This is a genomic window from Pseudoalteromonas sp. S2893, assembly GCF_005887105.1.
In the GTDB taxonomy this organism is placed as follows: Bacteria; Pseudomonadota; Gammaproteobacteria; order Enterobacterales; family Alteromonadaceae; genus Pseudoalteromonas; species Pseudoalteromonas atlantica.
In genome coordinates, this window is the sequence record NZ_PNCY01000048.1 from 1 (window position 1) to 23052 (window position 23052).

Consider the following 23052-nt stretch of genomic DNA (forward strand, 5'->3'; position numbering starts at 1 on the left):
TTTAGAAGAGCCGAGATTATTAAAAGTTATTAGCTGTAACCTGTAACCTGTAAGCTGTAAGCTGTAAGCTGTAAGCTGTAAGCAAGAAATTAAAAGAGCCAAACTCGGTAATTTGTAATGGTTCGGCACTTGCTAAGTTTGGCTAATCTCGCGATAGATTGTACTTTTTCATTTTTTCAACAAGCGTTGTACGCCTTACACCTAATATTTCTGCGGCGCGCGCAACAACGTAATCAAAACGCTCTAACGCTTGGGTAATTAAGCTTATTTCAAGCTCTGCTAAATACTCTTTAAGCTCTATACCTTCTTCGGGTAATATGCCAGATCCCGGTTGGCTAAATTCAGGCTCAGGTTCATTATCATAATCGCTAAAACCTGAGCTAAAAATATCGTTAAAGGCATCTTTTTCAAGTAGCTCTTCAGGGTACTCTGGCTCGTATGCGTCTACCTCGATGTAGCGATATTTATTGGGTAAATCGGGTACATCCACTACTTTTTCAGGGAACATAATCACCATGCGCTCCACTAAATTAGCAAGCTCTCGAATATTACCAGGCCAAGCATGCTCTTTTAGGCTCTCAACCGCGCGTTCTGTAAATTTAGCCGACGTACCACTTTGCTCATTAACACGGCGCATTAACTCTTTAAGTAATAAAGGTATGTCATCAGCACGTTCATTAAGAGACGGGTTTTCAATAGGAAACACGTTTAAACGGTAATATAAATCTTCCCTAAAGCTGCCCTTTTCAATCATTTCCTCAAGGTTGCGATGAGTAGCGGCAATCACCCGTACATCTGCTTGAATAGCTTTTGTGCCACCTACACGCTCGTAGCTGCGCTCTTGTAATACGCGAAGTAGCTTAACTTGCATTTGCAGTGGCATATCGCCAATTTCATCTAAAAACAGCGTACCGCCTTGAGCTAATTCAAACCGCCCTTTACGTGCAGAAATAGCGCCGGTAAACGCCCCTTTTTCATGGCCGAATAACTCACTTTCAAGAAGCTCTCCTGGAATGGCACCACAGTTTACTGGTACAAACGGCCCTGTATTGCGTTTAGATAATAAGTGCACGTTACGCGCAACCACCTCTTTACCTGTACCCGACTCGCCTAAAATAAGCACATTTGCATCGGTTTTAGCCACTTGCTCAATTAAAAAGCGTACGTTTTTAACAGCATCGGTTTCGCCAACTAAACCATCAAATGTTTTGTGTGGTTTATGCTGCTTGTGGCTACCAGGCAACATACGTTGGTACTGTTGGCAGTCGTGTAATAACTGTGTGGTTACTTCGTGATTAAACGGCTCACAAATTAAGCCCACCACATTAGCAATACTTAATAAGGGCTTGAGTGTTTCACCAATCAGTAAAAAAGGCAGGGTTGGAAAACGCTTAATTAAGCTTTCATGATCTAAGCCTTGCAATGCACCTAAAATAACAATGCATTCTTGTTGTTGATACTTACTAGATACTTGCTCAAAATCACTTTCGTCAAGTAACTTCACAGCTTCCCCAATAAAGGTAAGTGATGCATGTAATCCTATTGCACGGTTATTATTATTATCTAAAATCAAGATCATAGTTAGCGAGCCATAATTTCACTAATTCATTTTATTAGCTAAATTGTAAGCGAGATCTGTATGGATGCAAGTAATAGCGGCGGTTTTTTGACATAAACGCCAAAAAATAGACATCGCTATAAAACAATAATACTTAATAATTAAAACTTAAGTATTGTTTTGTTGTTTAATACTTAAAGCTAATGCCATGTCTTGTTTTTTACTTAGTGCATAAATCTACGTAGGTCAAAAATATAAACTATAATTAACTTAAGTTGAAAGCAACAATGCCGATAACTAAATAAATGCAATATGTTTGGCATTAATATTGCTTTTGTTACGTACAGACGATTTCACATATTTATTTAGGATTTTCCATGGCTCATGTTTCATTAAAAAAATATTCTCAAGTGCGCGCCAGCAACATCGCAGAAATGGCGCCCTATGAGCAAATTAACCTTATTTTTAGTAACATAATTGGCCGCTTGGCCGCTACTAAAGGGTTTATTGAGCGCAAAGAAATAGAAAAAAAAGGCGAAAACATCTCTGCCTGTATTTTACTCTTAGGTGCATTACAAGACGCGCTTAATTTAGAAGTGGAACAAGATCCGAGTATTTCAAATAATTTATTAGCACTTTATGACTACTGCCAAAGACGCCTTGTGCAAGCAAATGTTGACAATGATATTGAGATTATTTCTGAAGTAGCTGGCATTATTAAAGAAATTAAAGAAGGGTGGGATAGCATTCCTGTCGATCAGCGTAATCCTGCGGTATAAGCTAATGGCTTTAGAGGAAACAAGCAAAGCTGAGCATATTAATCAATTGCTCAGCAGAATCGAATTATTAGTGCAAAGCAATAACGCTGATGAAGCTCCCCCTATTATGGATACTTTAAATAGTGAGCTTAAGCGCTGGTGCGAAAGCGATAACCCGCCTACCGCCGAGCAACTTATGGTTGTGCAAGCCAACATCAACAACATTAGCAAACAGGCAAATGCTGTAAAAAATGAATCATCTAAAGCCATAATTAAGCAAAAAAAAACAGGTAAAGCAATCTCGGCTTATAAATCGGTTTAGCTACCTCTAGCAACTTTAAACTTACTAAGCTTCTTAAAGGCAATATTTAGACATAAAAAAACCGTTTTTAAACGGTTTTTTTATGTTCATAATTAATATGGAAAATTAAGAATTATTACTCACCACACCAGGCATATTTTCAAGCTGCGCTTGCACGTAACTACTTGTCGAGTTTAAGCTCGCTACCAATAAATCCATGGCGTTGTATTGAGCATATAATCGAGAAGATAACGATTCCATTTTACTTGTCAGGCTTTCGCGCTGTTCATCAATATCTTCTAATTGATTTGTTTTACTGTCGATACGGTTTTGGATAATGCCGTCAGAGTCAGTATAAAAACTCATTAACTCATCAAACGATTGGGCAAAGCCGCCTTCGTCTTCATCAGAGCCTACAAAAAACTGCTGCACTAAGTCGACATCTTCATCAATTTTTTCATTTAAAGTCTCGGTATTAAGCGTCAATACTCCATAACGATCGGCTTCAACACCTAATTGCGAAAGTGATAATGAGTTGCCATTGCCTAAATCTACAGAGTCGGTAATCTGCTCTCGCAATTTAGACATTACACCGCGTAGTAACGAATCACCGGCCATTACACCAGCACCATCTTCGCTTGATGCCCCTAAGTTATTACTAAGTTCAAGTAATTCATTGTAACTAGAAATAAAATTGTTTAAGCCCGATTGGATATTGTTATTATTTTCGGTTACCGATATATCACTTAAATCATCATCAGTACCCTGAGCTTTTTTAGCGGTGATTGTTATACCGTCTATAACATCATTAAACGTATTTGAAGAACTACTAACTGTGAGGGAGCCATCGATAGTAATTGATGCATCGGTTGCAGCAATAATTTCTGAGGCATTTTGAACACCAGCAGAATCAAAGGCTAAACGAGACAATCCATTAGTGTCGGTGTTATTACCATCAGTATCGGTTACCTCGACTTTAATCTCGTTCTCAAGCCCACTATTTTTAGCTGCCAGCACTAAATGCTGACCGGTATCATCTGTTATTATTGTTGCGTTTATGCTGTCGTTATCGCTGCTGTCGTTAATTGCATCTCTTATTTCACTTAAGGTAGCGGTATCTGATACTTCAATATCAAAACTATTCTCGCCTGAACTGAATGTCATAGTACCTTCACCCACTGCAGCGTCAGCATCAAATGCTTCTGATAGTATTTTATGCTCTGTAGCAAGGTTATTAACCTTTACAGAATAACCACCTGGCTGGGCGTCTTCATCAGCACTGATAGAGACAAAATCATCATTGCCTGACGTACTGCGCTTTTGATAGTTATCTGCATCCCCTAACGCTTCCATTGCTGTTTGCACTTGTTCCAAAGCTGACTTTAGAGCGCCTACAGCAGAAATGTCGGTAGTTAAATTGCTTTCTTGAGTGTTTAAACGAGCCTCAGCTGGAGCCTGCTCAGCATTAACTAGCGCATCAACTATATCTGACACGGCTAAGCCAGAGCCCAAACCATTAAACGAAATAGACATACTTCACCTCTTTAAACCCCAAAAAACGTAACTAATAATATATCAACTATACGAAGACTAAACTGTTTGATCGATTAAAATACCCGCAGATTCAGAAAGCTTTGACACTAAGCTTAACACTTCTTCCGAAGGGTATTGCTTAATGACATCACCACTGGTTTTATCAAGTATTTTAATAACGTCACGGCCTGAGTCTTCATCAACTTGAAATTGCAGGCTACGGCTCATCTCTCCCATAAACTCCTGCAATTGTTGCGCCACTTTTTCAAGCTGTTCACGCTCAAGTTGTTGGTTTTGTGAACTATTGCCCTCAGAGCTTTGCTGCGTATATTGATTGTTTAACTGGTTTTGCAAGCCTTGTTCATCCGTTTTATTTACGTCATCAACAGCGCGCTGAGTCAATGTCGCTCCAGACTGCCCTACTTGTTTATCTTCACCAGTTAAAGATGTTGATGCTATCGTAACTTCTGCGTTTGAAGTAATAGTGTTCATAACGCCTCCTAAATTTTGCCGAACTTGTATAGTTATTAAACTAACAATAGCTTAATTTATACCCTTAAACCACAAAAGGAGGTAGCTAAAGCCACCTCCTTGTTTTAAAACTAATACTGACTTTATGTACTAGCTAGCTACACATTAAGCTATAACGTTTTACTTATTAACCTAGTAAACTAAGTGCTGTTTGTGGCAACTGATTCGCTTGCGATAAGATTGACGTACCTGCTTGTTGCAAGATTTGATTTTTCGTCATCTCTGCAGTTTCAGTTGCAAAGTCTGTATCTTGAATACGGCTACGTGATGCAGATACGTTTTCTTCAATGTTAGCAAGGTTACTAATAGTGTGGTCAAAACGGTTTTGAACCGCACCTAAACCAGCTCGCTGAGCATCGATGTTCGCAATTGCGTTGTCGATAATTGCTAGTGCATCTTGTGAATCTTTTTGAGACAGAATATCAATTGAATCAACATCAACAAGTTTACTTGTGGTTTCTGCTGCTGGAGCATAAGACGCATCATTTGGTGTTACAGTAAATACTTCAGATGAATTCACTTGTACGCCGCCAGTAATTCGCGTAGCGCCAGTTCCATCAACCAAGTTTGTTGCTATGCCATCAGTACCATCATAACCTTGAGGTGTCACTGCAATGCTAACCGTTGAAGTAGCTGCAGTATCTGTAACATTCTCAATGGTAATATCATCACCATCGTTATTTGAAATAGACAGCACACCGTTGTCGATAGAAGCTGAAACACCGTGTTCGTCTGTTTTAGCGTTTATTGCCTCAGCCAAAGCTTGGTTATCACCATCAGCACTACCTGTTGCTACAAAAGAAAGTTTTTCTCCGTTTAAATCTAAACTTACTGTTTCATCGGCCGCAGCTGCTGTATTAAAACTTAAATTTGCTTCTGTTCTTGCTTGTGCTGTAACGCCTGTTGTACTTGTCGCACTATTGATTGCCGCAGCTGCTTCTTTTGCGGTTGCGCCAGCTGCAATATTTACAGTTGAATCTTCACGACCAGAAATATCAATAGTACTACCTGCTACAGCACTTGTTGCTGGTAGCGTTCCCGCTGCAGTAGTCGCTTGACCAAAACCACCTGCTGCTGCTGATTGAAGGTTTATTTGATTTGTACCAATTTTGTTAGCTGCAACACTTGAAAGTGACACGTTAATTGTTTCATTAGAATTAGCACCAATTTGAAAAGACTTAGAACCAAAACTACCATCCAATAATTGCTGACCACCAAATGATGTTGTTTCTGCGATACGTGTTAATTCAACTTGTAATGCAGACACTTCTTTTTGCAGTGCTTCACGGTCTTCTGAAGAGTTTGAACCGTTAGCAGATTGTAGTGCTAGTTCACGCATACGTTGTAATATGCTTGTAGACTCACTCATTGCACCTTCAGCAGTTTGTGCCATTGAGATACCATCGTTAGCGTTACGCTGTGCTACTGCTAAACCATTTACTTGTGAAGTTAAACGGTTTGAAATTTGTAGGCCTGCCGCATCATCTTTTGCGCTGTTGATACGCATACCTGATGATAAACGTTCCATTGACGTTGCAAGGTCAGAGCCTGAAGTAGATAAGTTACGCTGAGCGTTTAATGAAGATACATTTGTATTTACTGAAATCATAATAAAACTCCTGATTACTTTCGTAATGTGACTGTTTAGATTTAACCAAGAGCTGTCACAATTGTATGTTCAAGCTCTGTACTGGTTAAGTTAACGGCAGGAGAAAATTTATCTTTAGCGTTATTTTGATTTATTTTTAAAGTAATTTATTAAATAAACCTAACCACCTAATTTTAAAGAGAATAATAAATTCACTTCCCCCTAAAAAAGTTTTTAATTCACGTACAGCGTGCTATTTATGGACAAAAAACAAAAAAGCACACCTATCAAGATGTGCTTTTTTATAAGTTTTATTAATAGCGTTTATTACTAACCACCTAATAAGCTAATCGCAGCCTGTGGTACTTGGTTTGCCTGTGAAAGGATTGATGTACCTGCCTGCTGTAGGATTTGGTTTTTAGTCATCTCTGCTGTTTCCGTAGCAAAATCGGTGTCTTGAATACGGCTACGCGATGCGGTTACATTTTCTTCAATGTTTGCAAGGTTGTTAATTGTAAAGCTAAAGCGGTTTTGAACAGCACCTAATCCCGCACGCTGCTCATCAATATTGGCTATTGCATTATCAATGATTGAAAGCGCATCTTGAGAGCCTTTTTGAGTAGTCACATCAATATCAGCTGCATTTTCAAGTTTACTGGTGGTCTCATTGGTAGTCGCAGCTAAAGATGTATTGCCTGCAGTGGCAGTAAACACTTCTGCAGAATTAAGCTGAATACTTCCCATTACTCGTGTTGAATCTGTGCCACTACCACTGGTAAGTGTTACTGCGGTATCTGGGTTACCATCATATGATGCTGCGGTAACAGCTAAAGTAGCAGCAACCGGCGTACCTGTAGCATCAGTCGTTTCGAAATCTTCGATTACGACGTCTTCACCTTGGTTGTTAGAGATAGTTAGCACGCCATTTTCTATTACAGCTGTAACGCCGTGCTCATCTGTACGCGCATTTATCGCTTCAGCCATTGCTTGCTCATCACTGTCTACATTAGCAGTGGCAACAAACGATACTTTTTCGCCATTTAGCTCAAAGCTTACTATTTCATCAGCAACGGTAGCTGCACCACCAATATCCAGAACCGCCTCTGTACGCGCTTGCGCAGTAACGCCGGTAGTCCCTGTCATTTGGTTAATTTTAGCTGCGGCATCTTTTGCTGTGGTACCTGCTTCAATATTAATTATTGAATCATCACGTCCTGAAATCGTATATGTACCCGCAGCGACTGAGTTTGCAGGTGCTGTAGCGCCAGCTGCAGCAGCAGTACCAAAACCTGTATTTGCAATACCTTGTAAATTTAATTGGTTTGAGCCAATTTTTTCTGCTGCAACGCTTGAAAGTGATACATTAATTGTTTCGTTAGCGTTAGCGCCTACTTGAAAAGTTTTACTACCGTAGCTACCATCTAGTAGTTGTTGACCACCAAATGAGGTAGTTTCTGCAATACGTGTTAACTCAACCTGGAGTGCTGACACTTCTTTTTGCAGTGCTTCTCTATCTTCTGCTGAGTTTGAACCATTAGCTGCTTGCAGAGCAAGTTCACGCATACGCTGAAGTATGTTGGTCGACTCACTCATTGCGCCTTCAGCGGTTTGCGCCATTGAAATGCCATCGTTGGCGTTACGTTGAGCAACTGATAAACCATTTATTTGTGAGGTTAAACGGTTTGAAATTTGTAAGCCCGCCGCATCATCTTTTGCGCTATTAATACGCATACCTGATGACAAACGCTCCATTGACGTTGCTAGGCCTTCGCCAGATTTTGTTAAGTTACGTTGTGCGTTCAGTGACGACACATTAGTATTTACTGTTAATGCCATTTTACCATCTCCTAGGTTTAAACAGAGTGTGGTTCAGCACGTTTTAACAGGAACCACTATTCGATAATTTCTAATTATTAGAAAAGCATTTACTGTGCCAACTTTTAAATAAATATAACTATATGTTTTTAAAGTTTTTTATATCAAAATATTAAACGTTAATAATAAGTTATCTGGTTAGCTGGAGTGACGACAATTTATTGCCGCTATTTTGAGGGAGGTTTTTGCCGCTTTGTATTAACTAAAGCGGCAAGGTATTTCTGCTTATAATCTGTTTATAAGTAATCAAATAAAGAAAGGTTTGTTAAACGGCCAAACGTGGCTTGTGACGCTTGCAGTGCGGTTTCTTGTTTAGTGAGTTCACTAATGGCTTCTGCCATGTCTACCTCTACTAAATCAGAAAGGTTACTTTTGTTTTGAATATCTTGCGCAAGGTTTGAGTCACTCACGCTTTCAACTGCATTCATCCGCCCGCCTAAGCTCGCTTGCGTATACACAACTTGCTCACTGGCATTTTGAAGCTGTACTACACCATCGGCTAATACTTGCTGAAAATCATCGTTTTCAAGTGTGCCATCATTTAACCCCGTAATGAGTGATTGTAATGTATTAAGCACGTTTTCTTTGTGTGGCTTTTCGAGGGTAAAATCAAGCTGCCCTGGTGCTGCACCTTCAAATTCGATTTTCATGCCTGCAAAATCGATTGGCTCATCCGTTACCTCGCCTACTTGTGCGGGGCTCAACGACACGCCGTCACGCAAAATTTCATAAGTATCAGGGTCGTTCGCCGTAGCGCCTGGTGTTATTACCACATTATACGTGTTCGCTGTTGCCGCTGCGGTTGGATCAGCGTTGTAATTATCTTGATGAAACCGGTCGAACTCTGTTTGACCATCTACATAAACCGTGCCTGCTGTAATATTATTTGCAGGCGTAGTTACCGGGATCGCAGCTTGATTATCAGTAACATCAAGTCGTGCATCGCTTTTCTCAAACGTATCAAAACCGTTATCGCTTGATTTAATACTTACACCTTCAGCAATGGTTATAACATGCTGGCCTTGATCCCCATTATAGGTGTACTCACCTGTTGTAGAGTCAAACTGGTATGGCTGGGTGCTGTCTTGGTAGCCTGAAAAAATAAATTTGCCGTCTTCTGAGCGGGTATTCATTAAATTGACGAGTGTTTTTTGTATTTCACTCAGCTCAGCAGCGATAGACTCTAAATCATCTTGAGTATAAGCACCATTGCCCGCTTGAATAGCCAGCTCTTGGGCTTGCTGAATATTAGTATTTATACTTTGTAAGATGGTTTCTTCAGTTTCTAGGCGGCCATTTAACTGGTCAATATTTTTAGCGTGCTGCTCATTTGTTTGTATTTTATTTGAGTAAAGCATGCCTTGCGAAATAGCAGCAGGTGCTTCTGAGGTAGTTAAGTATTTTTTACCTGTCGTTACTTGCTCTTGTGCATTAGCAACACTTTGTTGGCTATCGAGTATTTTATTAATGTTATTTTGGTACATTAAGTTATTTGATAAACGCATAATTACCTCGCTGCACTTAATAAGGTGTCAAAAATTTCTTGAGCTGCAGCCAGCACTTGAGCTGATGCTGAATATGATTGCTGAAAACGCAGTAAATTGGCAGCCTCTTCATCTAGGTTTACACCTGAGAGCGACTCATACCACGCTTCTGATTGCTCTGCTAACGCATCAAATGCGCTGGCACTGGTAATGGCTTGGCCAGTGACTACGCCAATATCGCTCACTAACCCTGAATAGGCTTGGTTAAACGTTTCGTGATTGTCGGCAGTGGCTGTTGTCACTACATTTTTACGCACTAATTCGCCATTTTGTAAATCAGCGAGTTTTAAACCATTACGGTTATCGTCAAAGCCACCTTCGTTAAATTCAAGGGTAAAGGTGTCTCCAGTGGCTGGCGTGCCTTCAATGTCAAAATCAAAGCCATAGTTGCTATAAGGTACGCCAGCCTGAGCCAGTACGCCCTCTGCTGGAGGCGTTACTGTAAACGTCGCGGTGCCATTTGCATCTGTAATTTGATATTCGTTTGCAGTGCCTGTTTTAACTAACGTGATATCGCCATTGGCTAAACCAGGGGTAGTGTTAAAGCCACCCGAGGTAACACTTGTTACTTCTCCGGCTGAAATAGTCGCTGTACCTACATTATCTATGCTGTTAGCTGTACGAATAGGCGATGCAAGTGCTAAGTCTTCACCGCGGCTTGTCGCAAGGGAAATACTGGTTGCCGCCTCAGAGTTAAGTTTGATTTGAAACTGATCACCTGTATTACCAGTACCTGCTACATCAATTTGTAAACCAAACGACTCCCCACTCGTAATATCATCTGAGTCGATAACACCAGATGGCGGTATCGTCGCTAAAGAGGCGCTGCCTATCGGCTCCCCTTTATTATCTATAGGCTGAATGCTCACTTCATTTGCATTAGCGGTATAAGTAACAATAAAGTCGCTGGCAGGCAGTTCACTGCCTTTACCAGCCTCAAGCGTGGCAGTTAAACTGGCGCCGCCGGTATTAGCTTGGTATGCATAAGCACCCACGGTAGGTATATTAAATATATCACCGCCTAGCTCGCCGTTAGCATCCATACCCAATTTATTTTGCTCGTTGAACGCATCTGCAATGGCCAATCCCATTTGGCCAATTTGGTTTTGTGCAGGCACGAGTATGTCGTCTCTAAAAGCCAACAAGCCGCCAATTTTGCCTTTTAATTTAGTTGCATCTATTTCTAGCGGCACAGCTTTGCCGCCATTAACGTCAAGCGTCAATTCTTTAAAATTAGGATCGGGGTCGCCCGACAGTGAAAACAAGTTAAATGTACCGTTTTCCATAACTAAAGATTCACCGCTGCCCATAAAGACGAGTTTTTCGCCATTAGGGCCATCAAGTGTTTCTATATCAACAAGCTCTGATAATTCACGAATCGCTAAGTCGCGCTGGTTATAAATAGAGCTTGCGCTTGATGCGTTATTTGTGCCATTTACGACTGCAATTTCTTGGTTTAACGTATTTATATTTTGGATAAGTGAGTTGGCTTCTTCAGAAAAAATCTCAAGCTGCTCATTCACTATACCTTGTTGCTCAAGCACGATACCCGAAAGCCTATCCATTTGATCAACTAAGCTTTGCGCATCGGTCATTACTAATGAGCGAGCAACTGTTGAAGATGGCTGATTTAGCGCCTCTTGCACGTTATTAAATAATGAATTTATGCCCGTTGATAAGTTATTAGACTCTTCTGAAAAAATAGTATCAACACGGTTGGCTTCTGTTACAAATTGATCAAAAAACGATTTATTTGAGGTGTCACGGTTTAACTGCGACTGGGCAAACTCGTTCAATAATCTGTATGTTTCGCCGCGTCCTACTTGGTTATCTACCATCGTAGTAAATTCAGTGCGCTCACGTACGTAGCCTTCTGTATTTACATTGGTGATGTTTTTACTGGTCGTTTGCAACAGCTCAGAGCTTGAACGCACCCCAGCACTGGCAATATTTAATAAACTAAACGACATATTACTTCACTCCTTGGGTAAACGCGCTTGTTGCAATATTTTTAAGCTCACTGCTATTTAGCACTTTTTTTATTTTACTCGCGTAATTAGGATCGGTTGCATAGCCTGCTTTTTGTAGCGAATCTAAAAATTCGTTTGGCTGTGCTGTTTTTTGTAATGCTTCTTCGTAGCGTGGGTTTTGCGTTAAAAAATCGACAAAGTCGTTCACGCTTTCTTTTATAGAATCGTAAGCTCTAAAACTTGCTTGCTTTTTAACAGGGGTACCTTGCTCAAATTCAAGCGTTACTTTACTTGCTTTATCGCCTTCCCAGCTTTTATCTGATTTAATATTGAACAGGTTATTTGAGCTATTCCCGTCGCTTTTATTAATAATATGCTTACCCCAACCCGTCTCAAGTGCCGCTTGGGCCACCATTACTACAGGGTTTAAACCAATTTTTTCGGCCGCTGTTTTAGCATGCTCCCACACTGCACTAACAAACTCTTCAGCATTATTAAACGACGACTGTTGTGTAGACTGTGTTGTGGTTTTAGTTTGTGTTGCCGCGCTGCTGACTACTGAGTCATCTTTATTTGCTTGCTTTTCACTGTGCACCTTTTCGTGCGGCAGTTCAGAGCCTGCGCGTTTATCACTGATAAAGTCGTTAGTAGTTCTTAATACGGAGCCAGGCATAAAGTTCTCAGCCTCTGGAGAAAGCTGCTGAACAATTAAATCAGCCAAACCCAAAGACCCATTTGATGAAAGCTCAGAAGAGAGCTGCTGATCGTGCATTTCTTCAAAAAACTTTACGCCGCTTGAGTTAAACGGACTGTCTTCATCTTCAAATGCTTCGTTGGCTTTACGCATCCCTTTTAGAAGCATTTGTGTAAAAATAGCTTCAAATTGTGCCGCTGCTTTTTTTAGCGCCGCTTTAGACGCATCAGTAGATGCATCACCGCTGTTTAAAGCGTCTTGACGTAAAGTATTAAGATTACTTAAATCAAAAAAGTTTTGCTTATCGAGGTGATTTGTTTCCATCAGCTTTTTGACACAAAAATGAATAATGCTTTAAGAAATGCAAAAATTGAGCCAAAGAAAGGTAAACAGTAAAAAGCTTAAGTACCTTTTGAGTACTTAAGCTTTATGTGGAAGGGTAAATATTCTAAAATCTAACTAAATAACAACAAGCTGTCCGTTAATTGCACCCGCTTCTTTAAGCGCTTCTAAAATAGCCATTAGGTCTCCAGGTGCTGCGCCTACTTCATTTATAGCACGCACTAAGTCATCTAAGCTAACGCCGGGGTTAAAAACAAACGCACGAGAATCATCTTGATTAACGTCAATAATACTTTGCTGTGTAACAACAGTTTCGCCTTCTGCTAACGGATTAGGCTGCGTTACATTTTGCTGTTCAGCAATCGTAACTGTTAGACCGCCATGGGTTATTGCCGCAGGCTGTAGCTTCACATTTTTGCCAATGACAATCGTTCCCGTACGTGAATTAACAATAATTTTGGCTGAAGTGTCAGCAGGCTTAAACTCTAGGTTTTCAAGCGTTGATAAATAAGACACTCGTTGCGATGCATCACGTGGCGCAATAACGCGTACTGAGGCAGCGTCAATAGCTTGTGCACTATTAGGGCCTACCAAATTGTTAATTGTTGCTTCTAAACGTTTTGCCGTTGTAAAGTCAGGGCGGTTTAAGTTAAAAGTAATGTAGTCGCCTTGCATAAAAGGGCTTTTAACTTCGCGTTCAACAGTGGCTCCGTTAGGTACGCGGCCAACTGTCGGGGTATTAATGACCACTTTACTACCATCAAGCCCTTGTGCTCCTAAGCCACCCACAATTAGGCTACCTTGGGCTATGGCGTATACGTTTCCATCCACCCCTTTTAAGAAAGTTTGGAGCAAGGTGCCGCCACGTAAACTGCCTGCACTGCCAATAGAAGATACCGTAATATCAATTGTTTGACCCGGCTTTCTAAACGGCGGAAGCTCAGCATGGACTGCCACTGCTGCTACGTTTTTAATTTTAGGGCTTTGTGTTGAAGGCAGCGTAATACCAAAACTGTTTAGCATGCCTCTAAAACTTTGTTGTGTGTAAGAGTTTTGCTCCCCTGTACCAGGTAGCCCCACCACTAAACCATAGCCTACCAATTGGTTGGCACGTACACCTTCAACCATAGAGACATCTTTTATACGCTCGGCGCTGGCAGAAAATTGCCAGCCTAGCAGTATGATCAAAATAAACGCTTTAATGCTATTCATACTACTATCCTCTAAAACGGAAATAACGAGCTACTAAAGAAACGTGTTAACCACCCTGGGCTTTGCGCTTCTTGTGTTTGTCCTTTACCTGAATATTGAATTCGGGCATTGGCAATTCTATTCGACTCAACCGTGTTATCGGCGCTTACATCTTGCGGACGTACAAGGCCTTCGAGCCTAATAAACTCTTCGCCGGTGTTAAGTGTTAGCCATTTTTCACCACGAATAACTAAGTTACCATTGGGTAAAACACGCATAACATTCACCGAGATATCGCCCACTAAGCTGTTTGACTGATTTGATTTAGAGTCACCGGTAAATGATGAATCACTACCAATGCCAAACTGAATACTGTCGCCACCTATATTGACTGGTAAACCACCTAACCCAATAACGGGGTCTAGGCTGGCTTCGGTTTCTTTATCGGTTTCGGTTTTAGCCGCTTTTGTAGCTTGTGTTGACTCTTCAAGCTTAACGGTAATTATATCGCCGGTTCTAAGTGCTTTTTTGTCTGAATACAAATCATTAAATGTATTGGTGTTAAACAATGAACCCGTTGCAACAACAGGCTCTGCTACAGGCTCTGGGTACATGGGTGCGTAGTAGGGGTCATCTTGAACCACTTCACTATTTTGCGTAGAAACACAGCCACTTAAAAATAAGGTGCCTGCTGCAAATAAAATAACATTACGCATAACTATCCCCTTGTGCACGGTTATAACTGTTGATTGATGTAGCTCATCATTTCGTCAACGGCCGAGATTACTTTTGAGTTCATTTCGTAAACACGTTGAGTTTCGATAAGGTTTACCAATTCTTCCGTTACATTAACGTTTGATGTCTCAAGCGAGCCTTGAATAATAGTACCTAAGCCTTCTACGCCTGGATTACCTTGAACAGGCGCACCACTAACAGCGGTTTCGGTGTAAAGGTTTTGACCAATTGGCTCAAGACCCGATGGATTAATAAAGTCACTAATTGTTAGCTGGCCAATTACCACGTTATCGGCTTGCCCTGCAACGCGTACAGATACTTCACCATCTTGAGAGACTGTAATTGATTGCGCATCATCGGGTACATTCATTTCGGGCTGAACAACAAAACCTGCACCTGAGGTAACAATGCGGCCGTCTTCATCGGTAGTAAATTGCCCATTTCGCGAATACGCAATATTGCCATCGGGTTGCAGCACTTCAAAAAAGCCTTCGCCTGAAATCATCCAATCGAGTGAATTTTCGGTGGTGAGCATATTACCTTGCGTAAACTCTTTTTGGTTAGCAACCACTTTTGCACCCGCACCTAGCATTAGGCCAGATGGCAGCTCGGTATCTTGTGATGAGCGCCCGCCAGGTTGGTTGATGTTTTGATACAATAAATCTTCAAAAATAGCGCGGCTTTTTTTGTAACCTACGGTACTGGCATTCGCCAAGTTATTTGAAATAACTGAAATATCAGTTTGTTGAGCGTCTAGCCCTGTTTTACTTATCCACAATGCAGGATTCATAAGTATGCCCTCATTTTAAAGTTAAACTATGCGCATCAACTGATCTTGACGTTCGTCAATCTCTTCAGCTGTTTTCATTAGTTTTACTTGTAACTCAAATTGACGTTGGTGGTTGATCATATCGACCATTTCGTGAACTGGATTAACGTTAGACATTTCCAGTGCACCACTTAACACTTTTACATTTGCAGAGGTATCGACGGTTTGCCCTGGTACAGGTCTAAATAAACCATCGTTGCCTTTTTCAAGCTCTCTGCTGTTTCCTTCAACAACGCGCAGCGTGTCTACTTCTTCTAAAAAATTGGCTGGTGCCCCTTGCGGGCGAACCTGTATGGCACCATCTTCACTAAAGCTTATTTTTTCAATAGGAACCGGTAAAATTACGGGGCCACCTTCGCCAATAACTTGACGACCATGACTTGTTACCAACATACCTTGTGCAGTAATGTTTAGCGTGCCTACTTTTGTATAGGCTTCGTTTCCTGAGTCATCTTGAACGGCAAGCCAGGCGTTATCGCTCATGGCAATATCTAAATCACGACCTGTTTCGATTATGCTGCCAGAGGTCATGTTAGAACCTGGTCGCTCTTGCATTGAAAACACGCGCGTTGGTAAGCCCTCGCCAAATGCTTGCATAGAGCGCGCTTGCGCAAAGTCAGCTTTAAAACCTGTGGTGTTTGCGTTTGCCAAATTATTGGCTTTAAGTGCCAGCCCTTGTAGGCTTTGCTTAGCGCCAGAGGCTGCAATGTAGACCATTTTGTCCATAACATCGACTCACATAAAAAATCTCTGAGTTGATAAATGCAAAATAGATGCCAGATTAAATTTGACGCAATATAAGGAAGGTATTGAATGGTTCAGCTACGCTAGTTTCAGCTACATAGCTACAAAAAAGGCTGCAAAAATGCAGCCTTAAAATCTTAACCAAAAATAAGGTTAACTTATCGAATCTGCAAAATACTTTGCTGAATTGTTGAGTTAACTTCAAGCGCTCTTGAGTTCGCTTGGTAGTTACGTTGAGCGGTAATCAAATCAACTAATTCGTTTGTTAAGTTGGTATTAGATTGCTCAAGCGCGGATGAATTAATACTACCAAAAGTACCCGAGCCTGCTTCACCGGCCACTGGCTCACCAGAGTCTATACTTTGCTTCCAGCTGGTATCGCCTACTTGCGAAAGGCCTTGAGAGTTTGGAAAGCGAACCATAGCAACTTGGCCTAAATAGGTTGAGTCGCCATTGCTGTATGAGGCAACAATTTTACCGTCTGTGCCAATATCAATACCCGCTAAACGACCCACTGTAGAACCATCTTGGTCAAGTGCTTTTACTTCAAAGCCACTTGAGTACTGAGTTGGAATACGGCCAGCTGTGTTGTTTTCATCACGCCAGTTTAGCTCAATCCCTGTACTTGGGAATGTTGCGCCGTTATCAAGCATTGACGATAAACCAGTACCTGCACCTGCCGGTAAATTAATTTCATCAAACGTGGTGGTGTTAGTATTTGCTACACCATCTGTTGTGGCGGGTAAACCGCTAGAATCAAAACCAAGTGTAGTAATAGGTGTATATGGTGTAGTTGTTTGCTCTGCACCAGATGTACCGTCTACCACTTTACCATCAAGCGTAGCGTATACTTCCCAGCTATTGTCTGTTCCACCTGCAGCTGCATCTTCTTCTTTTACAAAAAAGTATTGCAGAATATGTGGTTCACCTAATGAGTCGTAAACTGTTGTAGACGTTGACGAATTATAGGTACCGTTCGATGTTGGATCAAAATCGAGGCCTGTTGCATCAGCTGTTGCATCTAAGTTGAACGATAAAAATACGTTTTCGGTTGCGCGAGGTGAACCTGATGAGTCAGGAATTTGAATCGGGTTTGTAGTACTTAAACTAACCGATGTGGTATCACCTGATGACTCGTCTACTGGAAAAGCTTGCAAATAATTACCTTTGGCATCAACCATAAAGTTATCTTGGTTTAGCTTAAATGCACCTGCACGAGTGTAGGTTAAATCTTGCGACGAAATATCATCGGTCATTGCAAAATACCCTTCGCCGGTAATCGCTAAGTCTAACGAGTTGTTAGTAAATTGCAGTGACCCTTGGTGGAATTGCTGTGCAACCATGGTTGTTTGCACACCATCACCGTTTTTAGTTTTACCTGCACTAAAAACAGATGCAGCGTATACATCGGCAAATTCAGCACGCGATTCTTTAAAACCGGTGGTGTTTACATTAGCAATATTGTTTGCTGTTACGTCTAAGTCTTTTTGAGCGGCAGCTAGGCCTGTAAGTGCGATATTAAAGCTCATAATTCACCTCTAACTTTGAATCTAATAGCCTGCTAGCAGGCGAAATACTTTTTAATTGGTTATGCGATCTCTGCGACATCAGTCAACCTAACCGCACCCTCTTTAGTGTTAATAATAATGCCACTAGAGCCATTGATATTAACGCTTTCAATGTTTTTGAATGTTGCCACCGGTAAGCTTGAAAACTCGCCGTTGGTACTGCCCTCTGCAGTAATAGTGTATTCGCCCTCTGGTAGGCGCTCACCGGATTCATTATTACCATCCCAGCTAAAGCGCACTGCACCCGCTGCTTGCGAACCCATATCGATAGTTCTAACCAGTTGCCCAGAAGCATCTGTGACTTTAATTGTTAAATTATCAACGGCTTCTTCAGCAACCGCAGACCCTTTTGCCTCTCCGCTTTCGCCAAGCTCAAGCGTATTAGATTCTAAAAGCGCTTGCTTACCAACCAGTGTTGATGCTTGTAAGGCAGAGTTTGAGGTCATTGACGAGGCAAGTGACTCAAAATTTGTGTTTAAATCTGTGATGCCTTGCGCCATGGTAAAATTAGTCATTTGCGCAATCATCTGATCGTTATCAGCCGGATTACTCGGATCTTGATACGATAGCTGCTGAGTTAGCAACGAGAAAAAATCTTCCTGCGTTAATGCATCGCTCTCTTCAGTGGTTGTCGCTACTTGGGTCTCTTGCCAAGTTATAGAGTCCAAAAAAGATGAACTAGTACTAATATCGTTACTCATAACCTACCCTCGGTTATCGCTGCCCAAGTAACAGCGTTTTGCTTAACATTTGCTTAGCTGCATCGGCAACTTGCACGTTTGTTTGATAAGAGCGAGAAGCAGAGATCATATTTGCCATCTCCTCAACAACATTAACGTTGGGTTTATAGATATAGCCATTTTCATCCGCACTTGGGTGATTAGGGTTATATTCAATTTGTAGTGGTTTGTTACTCTCAACAATTCCCAGCACTTTAACACCAACAGCGGAGCCCTGAGGGTTGCTGGCTGAGGCAGACGCTTTTGTCAGCTCGGCAGCAAATACAGGTTGGCGTGCTCGGTAAGTTTTGTCTTGGGATGAACTAATTGTATTAGCATTCGAAATATTACTCGCGGTGGTATTTAAGCGAACATTTTGTGCACTCATACCACTGCCTGAAATATCAAAAACGTTATATAAACTCATAATTATTATCCTTGACTACCGAGCGCTTTATTCAGGCCCTTAAATTTACTACTTAAAAATTGCAGGCTTGCCTGATACTCCATCGCATTCTGTGTATACAAGTTTCGTTCCACCTGTATATCAACTGAGTTACCATCGCCTGTATCTCCTTGATTTGGATTGCGAAATAATTCAGAACCACCTACACTTCGAGTACCGCCAGCAATGTGTTTTTCATTGGTAGTAACCATGCTATTGCCGCTTTGCTGAGTTGACCTTGCCGCTTTTAATGCTGAGGCAAAGTCGATATCTTTTGCTTTATAGCCAGGCGTATCAGCATTCGCTATATTTGTGGCAAGTACTTCTGCCCGCTGTGAGCGGATCAACATTGCATGCGGGTGCACACCTAATGCTTTATCAAAACTGATAGCCATAACGTTCTCCAAAAAATTGACTTGCTTAAGTTAAAGCAATTTATAAGCCAGTAGTTTTTAGTTACGTTATTTTTTTATAGAGGGTTGTTATTAAATAAAAAAACGACGCTAAGAACGTCGTTTTTTAATAACAAAGTGATAGGATTATTTTTTTTGGTAGATGATTCCAGGGTTACAACGAACCATATCAAACTCGTTACTTAAGCCCGTCATCGACTCCGACGCACCTAAAAATAAATACCCTTTTGGGTTTAGTGCTTGGGCAAACTGACCAATTATTTTTGCTTTAACCTCTGGTGAAAAATAAATAAGGACATTGCGGCAAAAAATAATATCAAACTTCCCCATTAAGGCGTAAGAATCAAGCAAGTTTAAATGTCTAAAGCTCACCTGTTTTCTAACTGAGTCGACAACTTTTGCCATACCGTTGCCGCTATCCATAAAGTACTTTTTACGGCGCTCTGCTGATAGGCCTCGCGCTAATGCCAACGCATCATATTCAGCGTTTTTACACATATCGAGCATTGTGTTAGAAATATCAGTACCAATAATTTGAGCCCCCATACGCAACACGCCCGGTTGCTTGGCCTGAAACTCAGCAACAGACATGGCAATAGAGTATGGTTCTTGGCCTGAAGAGCTGGCCGCTGACCAAATTTTTAATGGCCGGCGGGCGTCTTTAAACTCTGGAAACAATTTATTTTTTAAAAGCTCAAATGGATATTGATCCCTAAACCACAAGGTTTCGTTAGTGGTCATGGCATCAACTACAGCGGCTCTAAGTTGCCGCTCATGAGGGCCAAGCGTTTTACTCACTAATTGTGATAAAGATTCAACATTAAAACGAGCCATAAGCGGCGCAAGCCTACTTTTTACTAAATACTGCTTGTTTTCGCCTAGCACAATACCACATTGCTGCTCTAAAAATGAGCGAAACTGATCGTAGTCACTTTGCTGCAAATCTTTATTATTCAAATTAATAACACCTATTGTTGTTTAGTCGCAATGAACCCATTTTTTAACTGCTGTTGCCAATTCATCAGGGTTAAATTTTGCTATAAAATCATCCGCGCCTACTTTTTCGATCATCGCCTGATTAAACACCCCACTCAAAGAAGTGTGTAAAATAACATGTAGAGGCGCTAATTTTGGATCTGCTTTAATTTCTGCTGTTAATGTATAGCCGTCCATTTCAGGCATTTCAACATCAGAGATAAGTAAACCTACACGCTCAGTAATATCATTTTTACAATCAAGCTCGGCTATTTCTTTAAGCCTAACTAAAGCCTCTTTACCATTTTTTGCAAGCTCAGTTTGCACGCCAAGTGGCTCAAGTGCTCTTTTTACTTGGTTGCGTGCAACAGCTGAATCGTCGGCAATAAATACTATGCGCTCGCCTAAGTCTTTTTGTATTGCACTATCGGCGGCAAGGTCGGCACTAACCTCGGTATTTACTGGACAAATTTCGTTTAAGATTTTTTCTACATCGAGAATTTCGACCAATTCGTTTTCAATCTCGGTAACGGCAGTTAAATAAGAGTAACGCCCAGCTCCCGACGGAGGTGGCATTATTTTTTCCCAGTTCATGTTAACAATTCGCTCAACGCCGCCAACTAAAAAGCCCTGCACAGAACGATTATATTCTGCAATTATAATGAAACTGTCTTTTACATTTTCAATCGGGCGGCCGCCTACGGCCATTGATAAGTCGATAACTGAAATAGTTTGACCACGAATATGCGCCACACCCCGAATGTATGCATTTGATTTAGGCATACTCGTTAAAGGAGGACATTGCAGTACTTCTCTTACTTTAAATACATTGATCCCAAAACGCTGACGCCCTCTGAGCTTAAATAATAGTAATTCTAGGCGGTTCTGCCCAACCAACTGGGTGCGTTGGTTTACTGAGTCTAAAATGCCTGCCATTCAAATCTCCTAAAGAAAACAAATAATGCGGAACGATAATTGCTTTCTGTTTATAAAGCTACATAACATCGCGGGAGCGTCTACTTTTTGACGCAAAATATTTATACCCTGTTTGAAACCATAAGCATAGTCGAAACATTATGAGTTTGTTAAAAAAAGTCAGAAGATACAGTGTTTTTTATTTTCTTGCTAGCCTCTGCTTAGCAACACCTTTGCATGCAAAAGTGTTTAGTAAAGATTTATTACAAGAAATAGCAATTTCTCATATTGCAGAGCAAGTTACCGTGCCACTTGAAAAAAATGTGGAGATTACCGCCCTTGCCCTCGATAGCCGCATTCCTGATAGAGTATGCGAAAACGAGCCAGAATTAGTCGTGCCAAATGAGCCGCCATTTACACGCCAGGTGACTGTACAAATAAAATGTAACGATGCGCAAAACTGGACTCAATATGTCCATGTAAGAATAGTTAAAATGGCGCCCGTTGTGGTTGCCACGGCAAATCTAGCCCGTGGTGAAGTTATTACTAAGTCTCATTTAAGCGTACAAATGAAGCCTTCGCAGTTTATTAGGGTACAATATTTAGATGATCCTTTAATGCTTATTGGCAGCCGCAGTAAGCGAAATATAAGAAGCGGTATGCCGGTTTTGCTTAACCAAATTTGTATGGTTTGCAAAGGCGACGCTGTTAATATTTATGCGAGTATTAAAGGACTTAGAATAAAAACTACGGGGATAGCACTTGAAGATGGCACCCTTGGTGAGCAAGTACAGATCAAGAATAAAAAATCCGGTAAAATTTTGAATGCACGTGTAGATGGTGTAGAGTCTGTGCAAGTAAATATTTAATTTCGATTTATACTAAAGTATCCTATGTATATGCCGATAACTTGGCATAAGTTGGGTAATATACAGGTTTATTATTATGGTTAATCAAGTTAATGGCAGTAATCAACAAGCTAATGCGCTTACAAACGCTAAACAGCAACAAGTTGATATTAAAAAAGATAACGCTGCAAGTACACAAACAACACAGGCTCCTTCGCCTAAAGCGGCGAGCGATTCAGTGAGCCTGACGCCACAAGCACAGCAGTTAAAAACACTGCAAGATAAAGCACAGCAATCATCTGGCTTTGATAGTGAAAAGGTCGCTGAGCTTAAAAAAGCGATTACCGAAGGTAAATACCAAATTGATGCTGAAAAGCTGACTAAAAACTTAGCTGATTTTGAGTTTAACGTATATGGCTGATCACAATAGTTTAATTAGCGTTAAATTAAATGAACAAGTTAAATGCTTGGATTCATTATATGCGTTATTAAACGAAGAGCTTAGTATTATTGCCTCTCGCAGAGGTGAAGGTTTAAAAGAACTTGCCCAACAAAAAATGTCTTTTTTAACTAAGCTTACGCAGCTCGATAAAGAGTTGAATAAACTTTTTGCTGCAAATGATGAAAATGCCCCTGAAGTGACTGAACGAGTAGCGCAAGTTAAAGCGCAGTTAGCGCAGTGCCAAAAACAAAATAAAGTAAACTCACATGCTGCCCGCCAAGCACACTTAAGTGTAAAACAATTAAAAGATATTTTAATTGGCGCCCCAACCAGTATGACTTACGACCAAGGCGGTAGTGTAGTTAATACCGACAGCAAGCTGGTTCGTAACCTAAAAGCTTAACTGCTTTTATCTATCCTAATTAATTAAAAAAGCCCTTATTGAAGTCTCAATAAGGGCTTTTTTAGGTTTACTACTTAGCACAAAATAATAACCACACTTTTGATTAAGTGAGTTTTAGAAACCCACTTCAG

23 protein-coding genes and 1 pseudogene are annotated in these 23052 nt (G+C 40.9%); 5 read left to right on the plus strand and 19 right to left on the minus strand.

Going from position 1 to position 23052, the window contains the following annotated elements; translation table 11 throughout:
* Positions 1-142 precede the first annotated feature (142 nt).
* Positions 143-1579 (minus strand): sigma-54 dependent transcriptional regulator, encoded by a 1437-nt coding sequence (locus CWC04_RS17380; RefSeq protein ID WP_138686013.1) that lies wholly within the window; start codon positions 1577-1579, stop codon positions 143-145.
* 356 nt (positions 1580-1935) lie between these two features.
* Between CWC04_RS17380 and fliS the strand changes: the two genes are divergently transcribed.
* Both fliS and CWC04_RS17390 read left to right on the plus strand, forming a co-directional pair.
* Entirely contained in the window at positions 1936-2337 is a 402-nt protein-coding gene (gene fliS / locus CWC04_RS17385) for a flagellar export chaperone FliS (protein WP_055015914.1), read from the plus strand.
* A 4-nt stretch (positions 2338-2341) separates the two neighbouring features.
* Positions 2342-2638: a hypothetical protein gene (locus tag CWC04_RS17390; protein ID WP_064386720.1), complete on the plus strand. Its 297-nt coding sequence runs from the start codon at positions 2342-2344 to the stop codon at positions 2636-2638.
* Positions 2639-2743: 105 nt separating this feature from the next.
* Here the strand turns inward: CWC04_RS17390 and fliD are convergent, their stop codons facing one another.
* The 18 genes and pseudogenes from fliD to CWC04_RS17475 all read right to left on the minus strand — a co-directional run bounded on the left by fliD (position 2744) and on the right by CWC04_RS17475 (position 21249).
* The gene (gene fliD / locus CWC04_RS17395; protein ID WP_138686014.1) at positions 2744-4150 is read right to left on the minus strand and encodes a flagellar filament capping protein FliD; all 1407 of its coding nucleotides are present in this window, start codon (positions 4148-4150) and stop codon (positions 2744-2746) included.
* A gap of 57 nt (positions 4151-4207) precedes the next feature.
* Positions 4208-4642, minus strand: a complete 435-nt coding sequence (locus CWC04_RS17400) for a flagellar protein FlaG (protein WP_138686015.1) — start codon at positions 4640-4642, stop codon at positions 4208-4210.
* 166 nt (positions 4643-4808) lie between these two features.
* Complete coding sequence (locus CWC04_RS20095) at positions 4809-5378, minus strand: flagellin (RefSeq protein ID WP_502705342.1); 570 nt, start codon at positions 5376-5378, stop codon at positions 4809-4811.
* A pseudogene (locus CWC04_RS20100) lies at positions 5370-6290 on the minus strand (flagellin N-terminal helical domain-containing protein); the annotation flags it as partial. The pseudogene CWC04_RS20100 and the gene CWC04_RS20095, both read right to left, overlap by 9 nt.
* A gap of 309 nt (positions 6291-6599) precedes the next feature.
* Positions 6600-8105 (minus strand): flagellin, encoded by a 1506-nt coding sequence (locus CWC04_RS17410; protein ID WP_138686017.1) that lies wholly within the window; start codon positions 8103-8105, stop codon positions 6600-6602.
* A gap of 275 nt (positions 8106-8380) precedes the next feature.
* Entirely contained in the window at positions 8381-9649 is a 1269-nt protein-coding gene (flgL, locus tag CWC04_RS17415; RefSeq protein ID WP_138686018.1) for a flagellar hook-associated protein FlgL, read from the minus strand.
* 2 nt (positions 9650-9651) lie between these two features.
* Positions 9652-11658: a flagellar hook-associated protein FlgK gene (gene flgK / locus CWC04_RS17420; protein ID WP_138686019.1), complete on the minus strand. Its 2007-nt coding sequence runs from the start codon at positions 11656-11658 to the stop codon at positions 9652-9654.
* Position 11659: 1 nt separating this feature from the next.
* Positions 11660-12676, minus strand: coding sequence for a flagellar assembly peptidoglycan hydrolase FlgJ (flgJ, locus tag CWC04_RS17425; RefSeq protein ID WP_138686020.1), 1017 nt, complete (start codon positions 12674-12676; stop codon positions 11660-11662).
* Positions 12677-12811: 135 nt separating this feature from the next.
* Positions 12812-13906, minus strand: coding sequence for a flagellar basal body P-ring protein FlgI (locus CWC04_RS17430; RefSeq protein ID WP_004588022.1), 1095 nt, complete (start codon positions 13904-13906; stop codon positions 12812-12814).
* 11 nt (positions 13907-13917) lie between these two features.
* Positions 13918-14601 (minus strand): flagellar basal body L-ring protein FlgH, encoded by a 684-nt coding sequence (gene flgH / locus CWC04_RS17435; RefSeq protein ID WP_004588021.1) that lies wholly within the window; start codon positions 14599-14601, stop codon positions 13918-13920.
* Positions 14602-14621: 20 nt separating this feature from the next.
* Positions 14622-15410 (minus strand): flagellar basal-body rod protein FlgG, encoded by a 789-nt coding sequence (gene flgG, locus CWC04_RS17440; RefSeq protein ID WP_004588020.1) that lies wholly within the window; start codon positions 15408-15410, stop codon positions 14622-14624.
* A gap of 21 nt (positions 15411-15431) precedes the next feature.
* Positions 15432-16175, minus strand: coding sequence for a flagellar basal body rod protein FlgF (locus CWC04_RS17445; RefSeq protein WP_138686021.1), 744 nt, complete (start codon positions 16173-16175; stop codon positions 15432-15434).
* Positions 16176-16351: 176 nt separating this feature from the next.
* Complete coding sequence (flgE, locus tag CWC04_RS17450; protein ID WP_138686022.1) at positions 16352-17722, minus strand: flagellar hook protein FlgE; 1371 nt, start codon at positions 17720-17722, stop codon at positions 16352-16354.
* Between the two features lie 59 nt (positions 17723-17781).
* On the minus strand, positions 17782-18462 hold the full coding sequence (locus CWC04_RS17455; RefSeq protein ID WP_004588017.1) for a flagellar hook assembly protein FlgD: 681 nt from the start codon (positions 18460-18462) through the stop codon (positions 17782-17784).
* 13 nt (positions 18463-18475) lie between these two features.
* Complete coding sequence (gene flgC, locus CWC04_RS17460; protein WP_004588016.1) at positions 18476-18907, minus strand: flagellar basal body rod protein FlgC; 432 nt, start codon at positions 18905-18907, stop codon at positions 18476-18478.
* A 5-nt stretch (positions 18908-18912) separates the two neighbouring features.
* Entirely contained in the window at positions 18913-19320 is a 408-nt protein-coding gene (gene flgB, locus CWC04_RS17465; protein WP_004588015.1) for a flagellar basal body rod protein FlgB, read from the minus strand.
* A gap of 144 nt (positions 19321-19464) precedes the next feature.
* Positions 19465-20295 carry a CheR family methyltransferase gene (locus tag CWC04_RS17470; RefSeq protein ID WP_004588014.1) on the minus strand — a complete coding sequence of 277 codons (831 nt, stop codon included), beginning with the start codon at positions 20293-20295 and terminating at the stop codon, positions 19465-19467.
* Positions 20296-20316: 21 nt separating this feature from the next.
* Positions 20317-21249 carry a chemotaxis protein CheV gene (locus CWC04_RS17475; protein WP_004588013.1) on the minus strand — a complete coding sequence of 311 codons (933 nt, stop codon included), beginning with the start codon at positions 21247-21249 and terminating at the stop codon, positions 20317-20319.
* 140 nt (positions 21250-21389) lie between these two features.
* On the opposite strand from CWC04_RS17475, the gene flgA reads away from it, so the two are divergent.
* The 3 genes from flgA (at position 21390) to flgN (ending at position 22921) form a co-directional block, all read left to right on the plus strand.
* The gene (flgA, locus tag CWC04_RS17480) at positions 21390-22097 is read left to right on the plus strand and encodes a flagellar basal body P-ring formation chaperone FlgA (protein ID WP_138686023.1); all 708 of its coding nucleotides are present in this window, start codon (positions 21390-21392) and stop codon (positions 22095-22097) included.
* A 76-nt stretch (positions 22098-22173) separates the two neighbouring features.
* A complete protein-coding gene (flgM, locus tag CWC04_RS17485) occupies positions 22174-22497 on the plus strand; it encodes a flagellar biosynthesis anti-sigma factor FlgM (RefSeq protein ID WP_138686024.1) in 324 nt (107 codons plus the stop codon).
* Entirely contained in the window at positions 22490-22921 is a 432-nt protein-coding gene (gene flgN / locus CWC04_RS17490; RefSeq protein WP_054982970.1) for a flagellar protein FlgN, read from the plus strand. Before flgM ends, flgN begins: the two co-directional genes overlap by 8 nt.
* Positions 22922-23052: the final 131 nt, after the last annotated feature.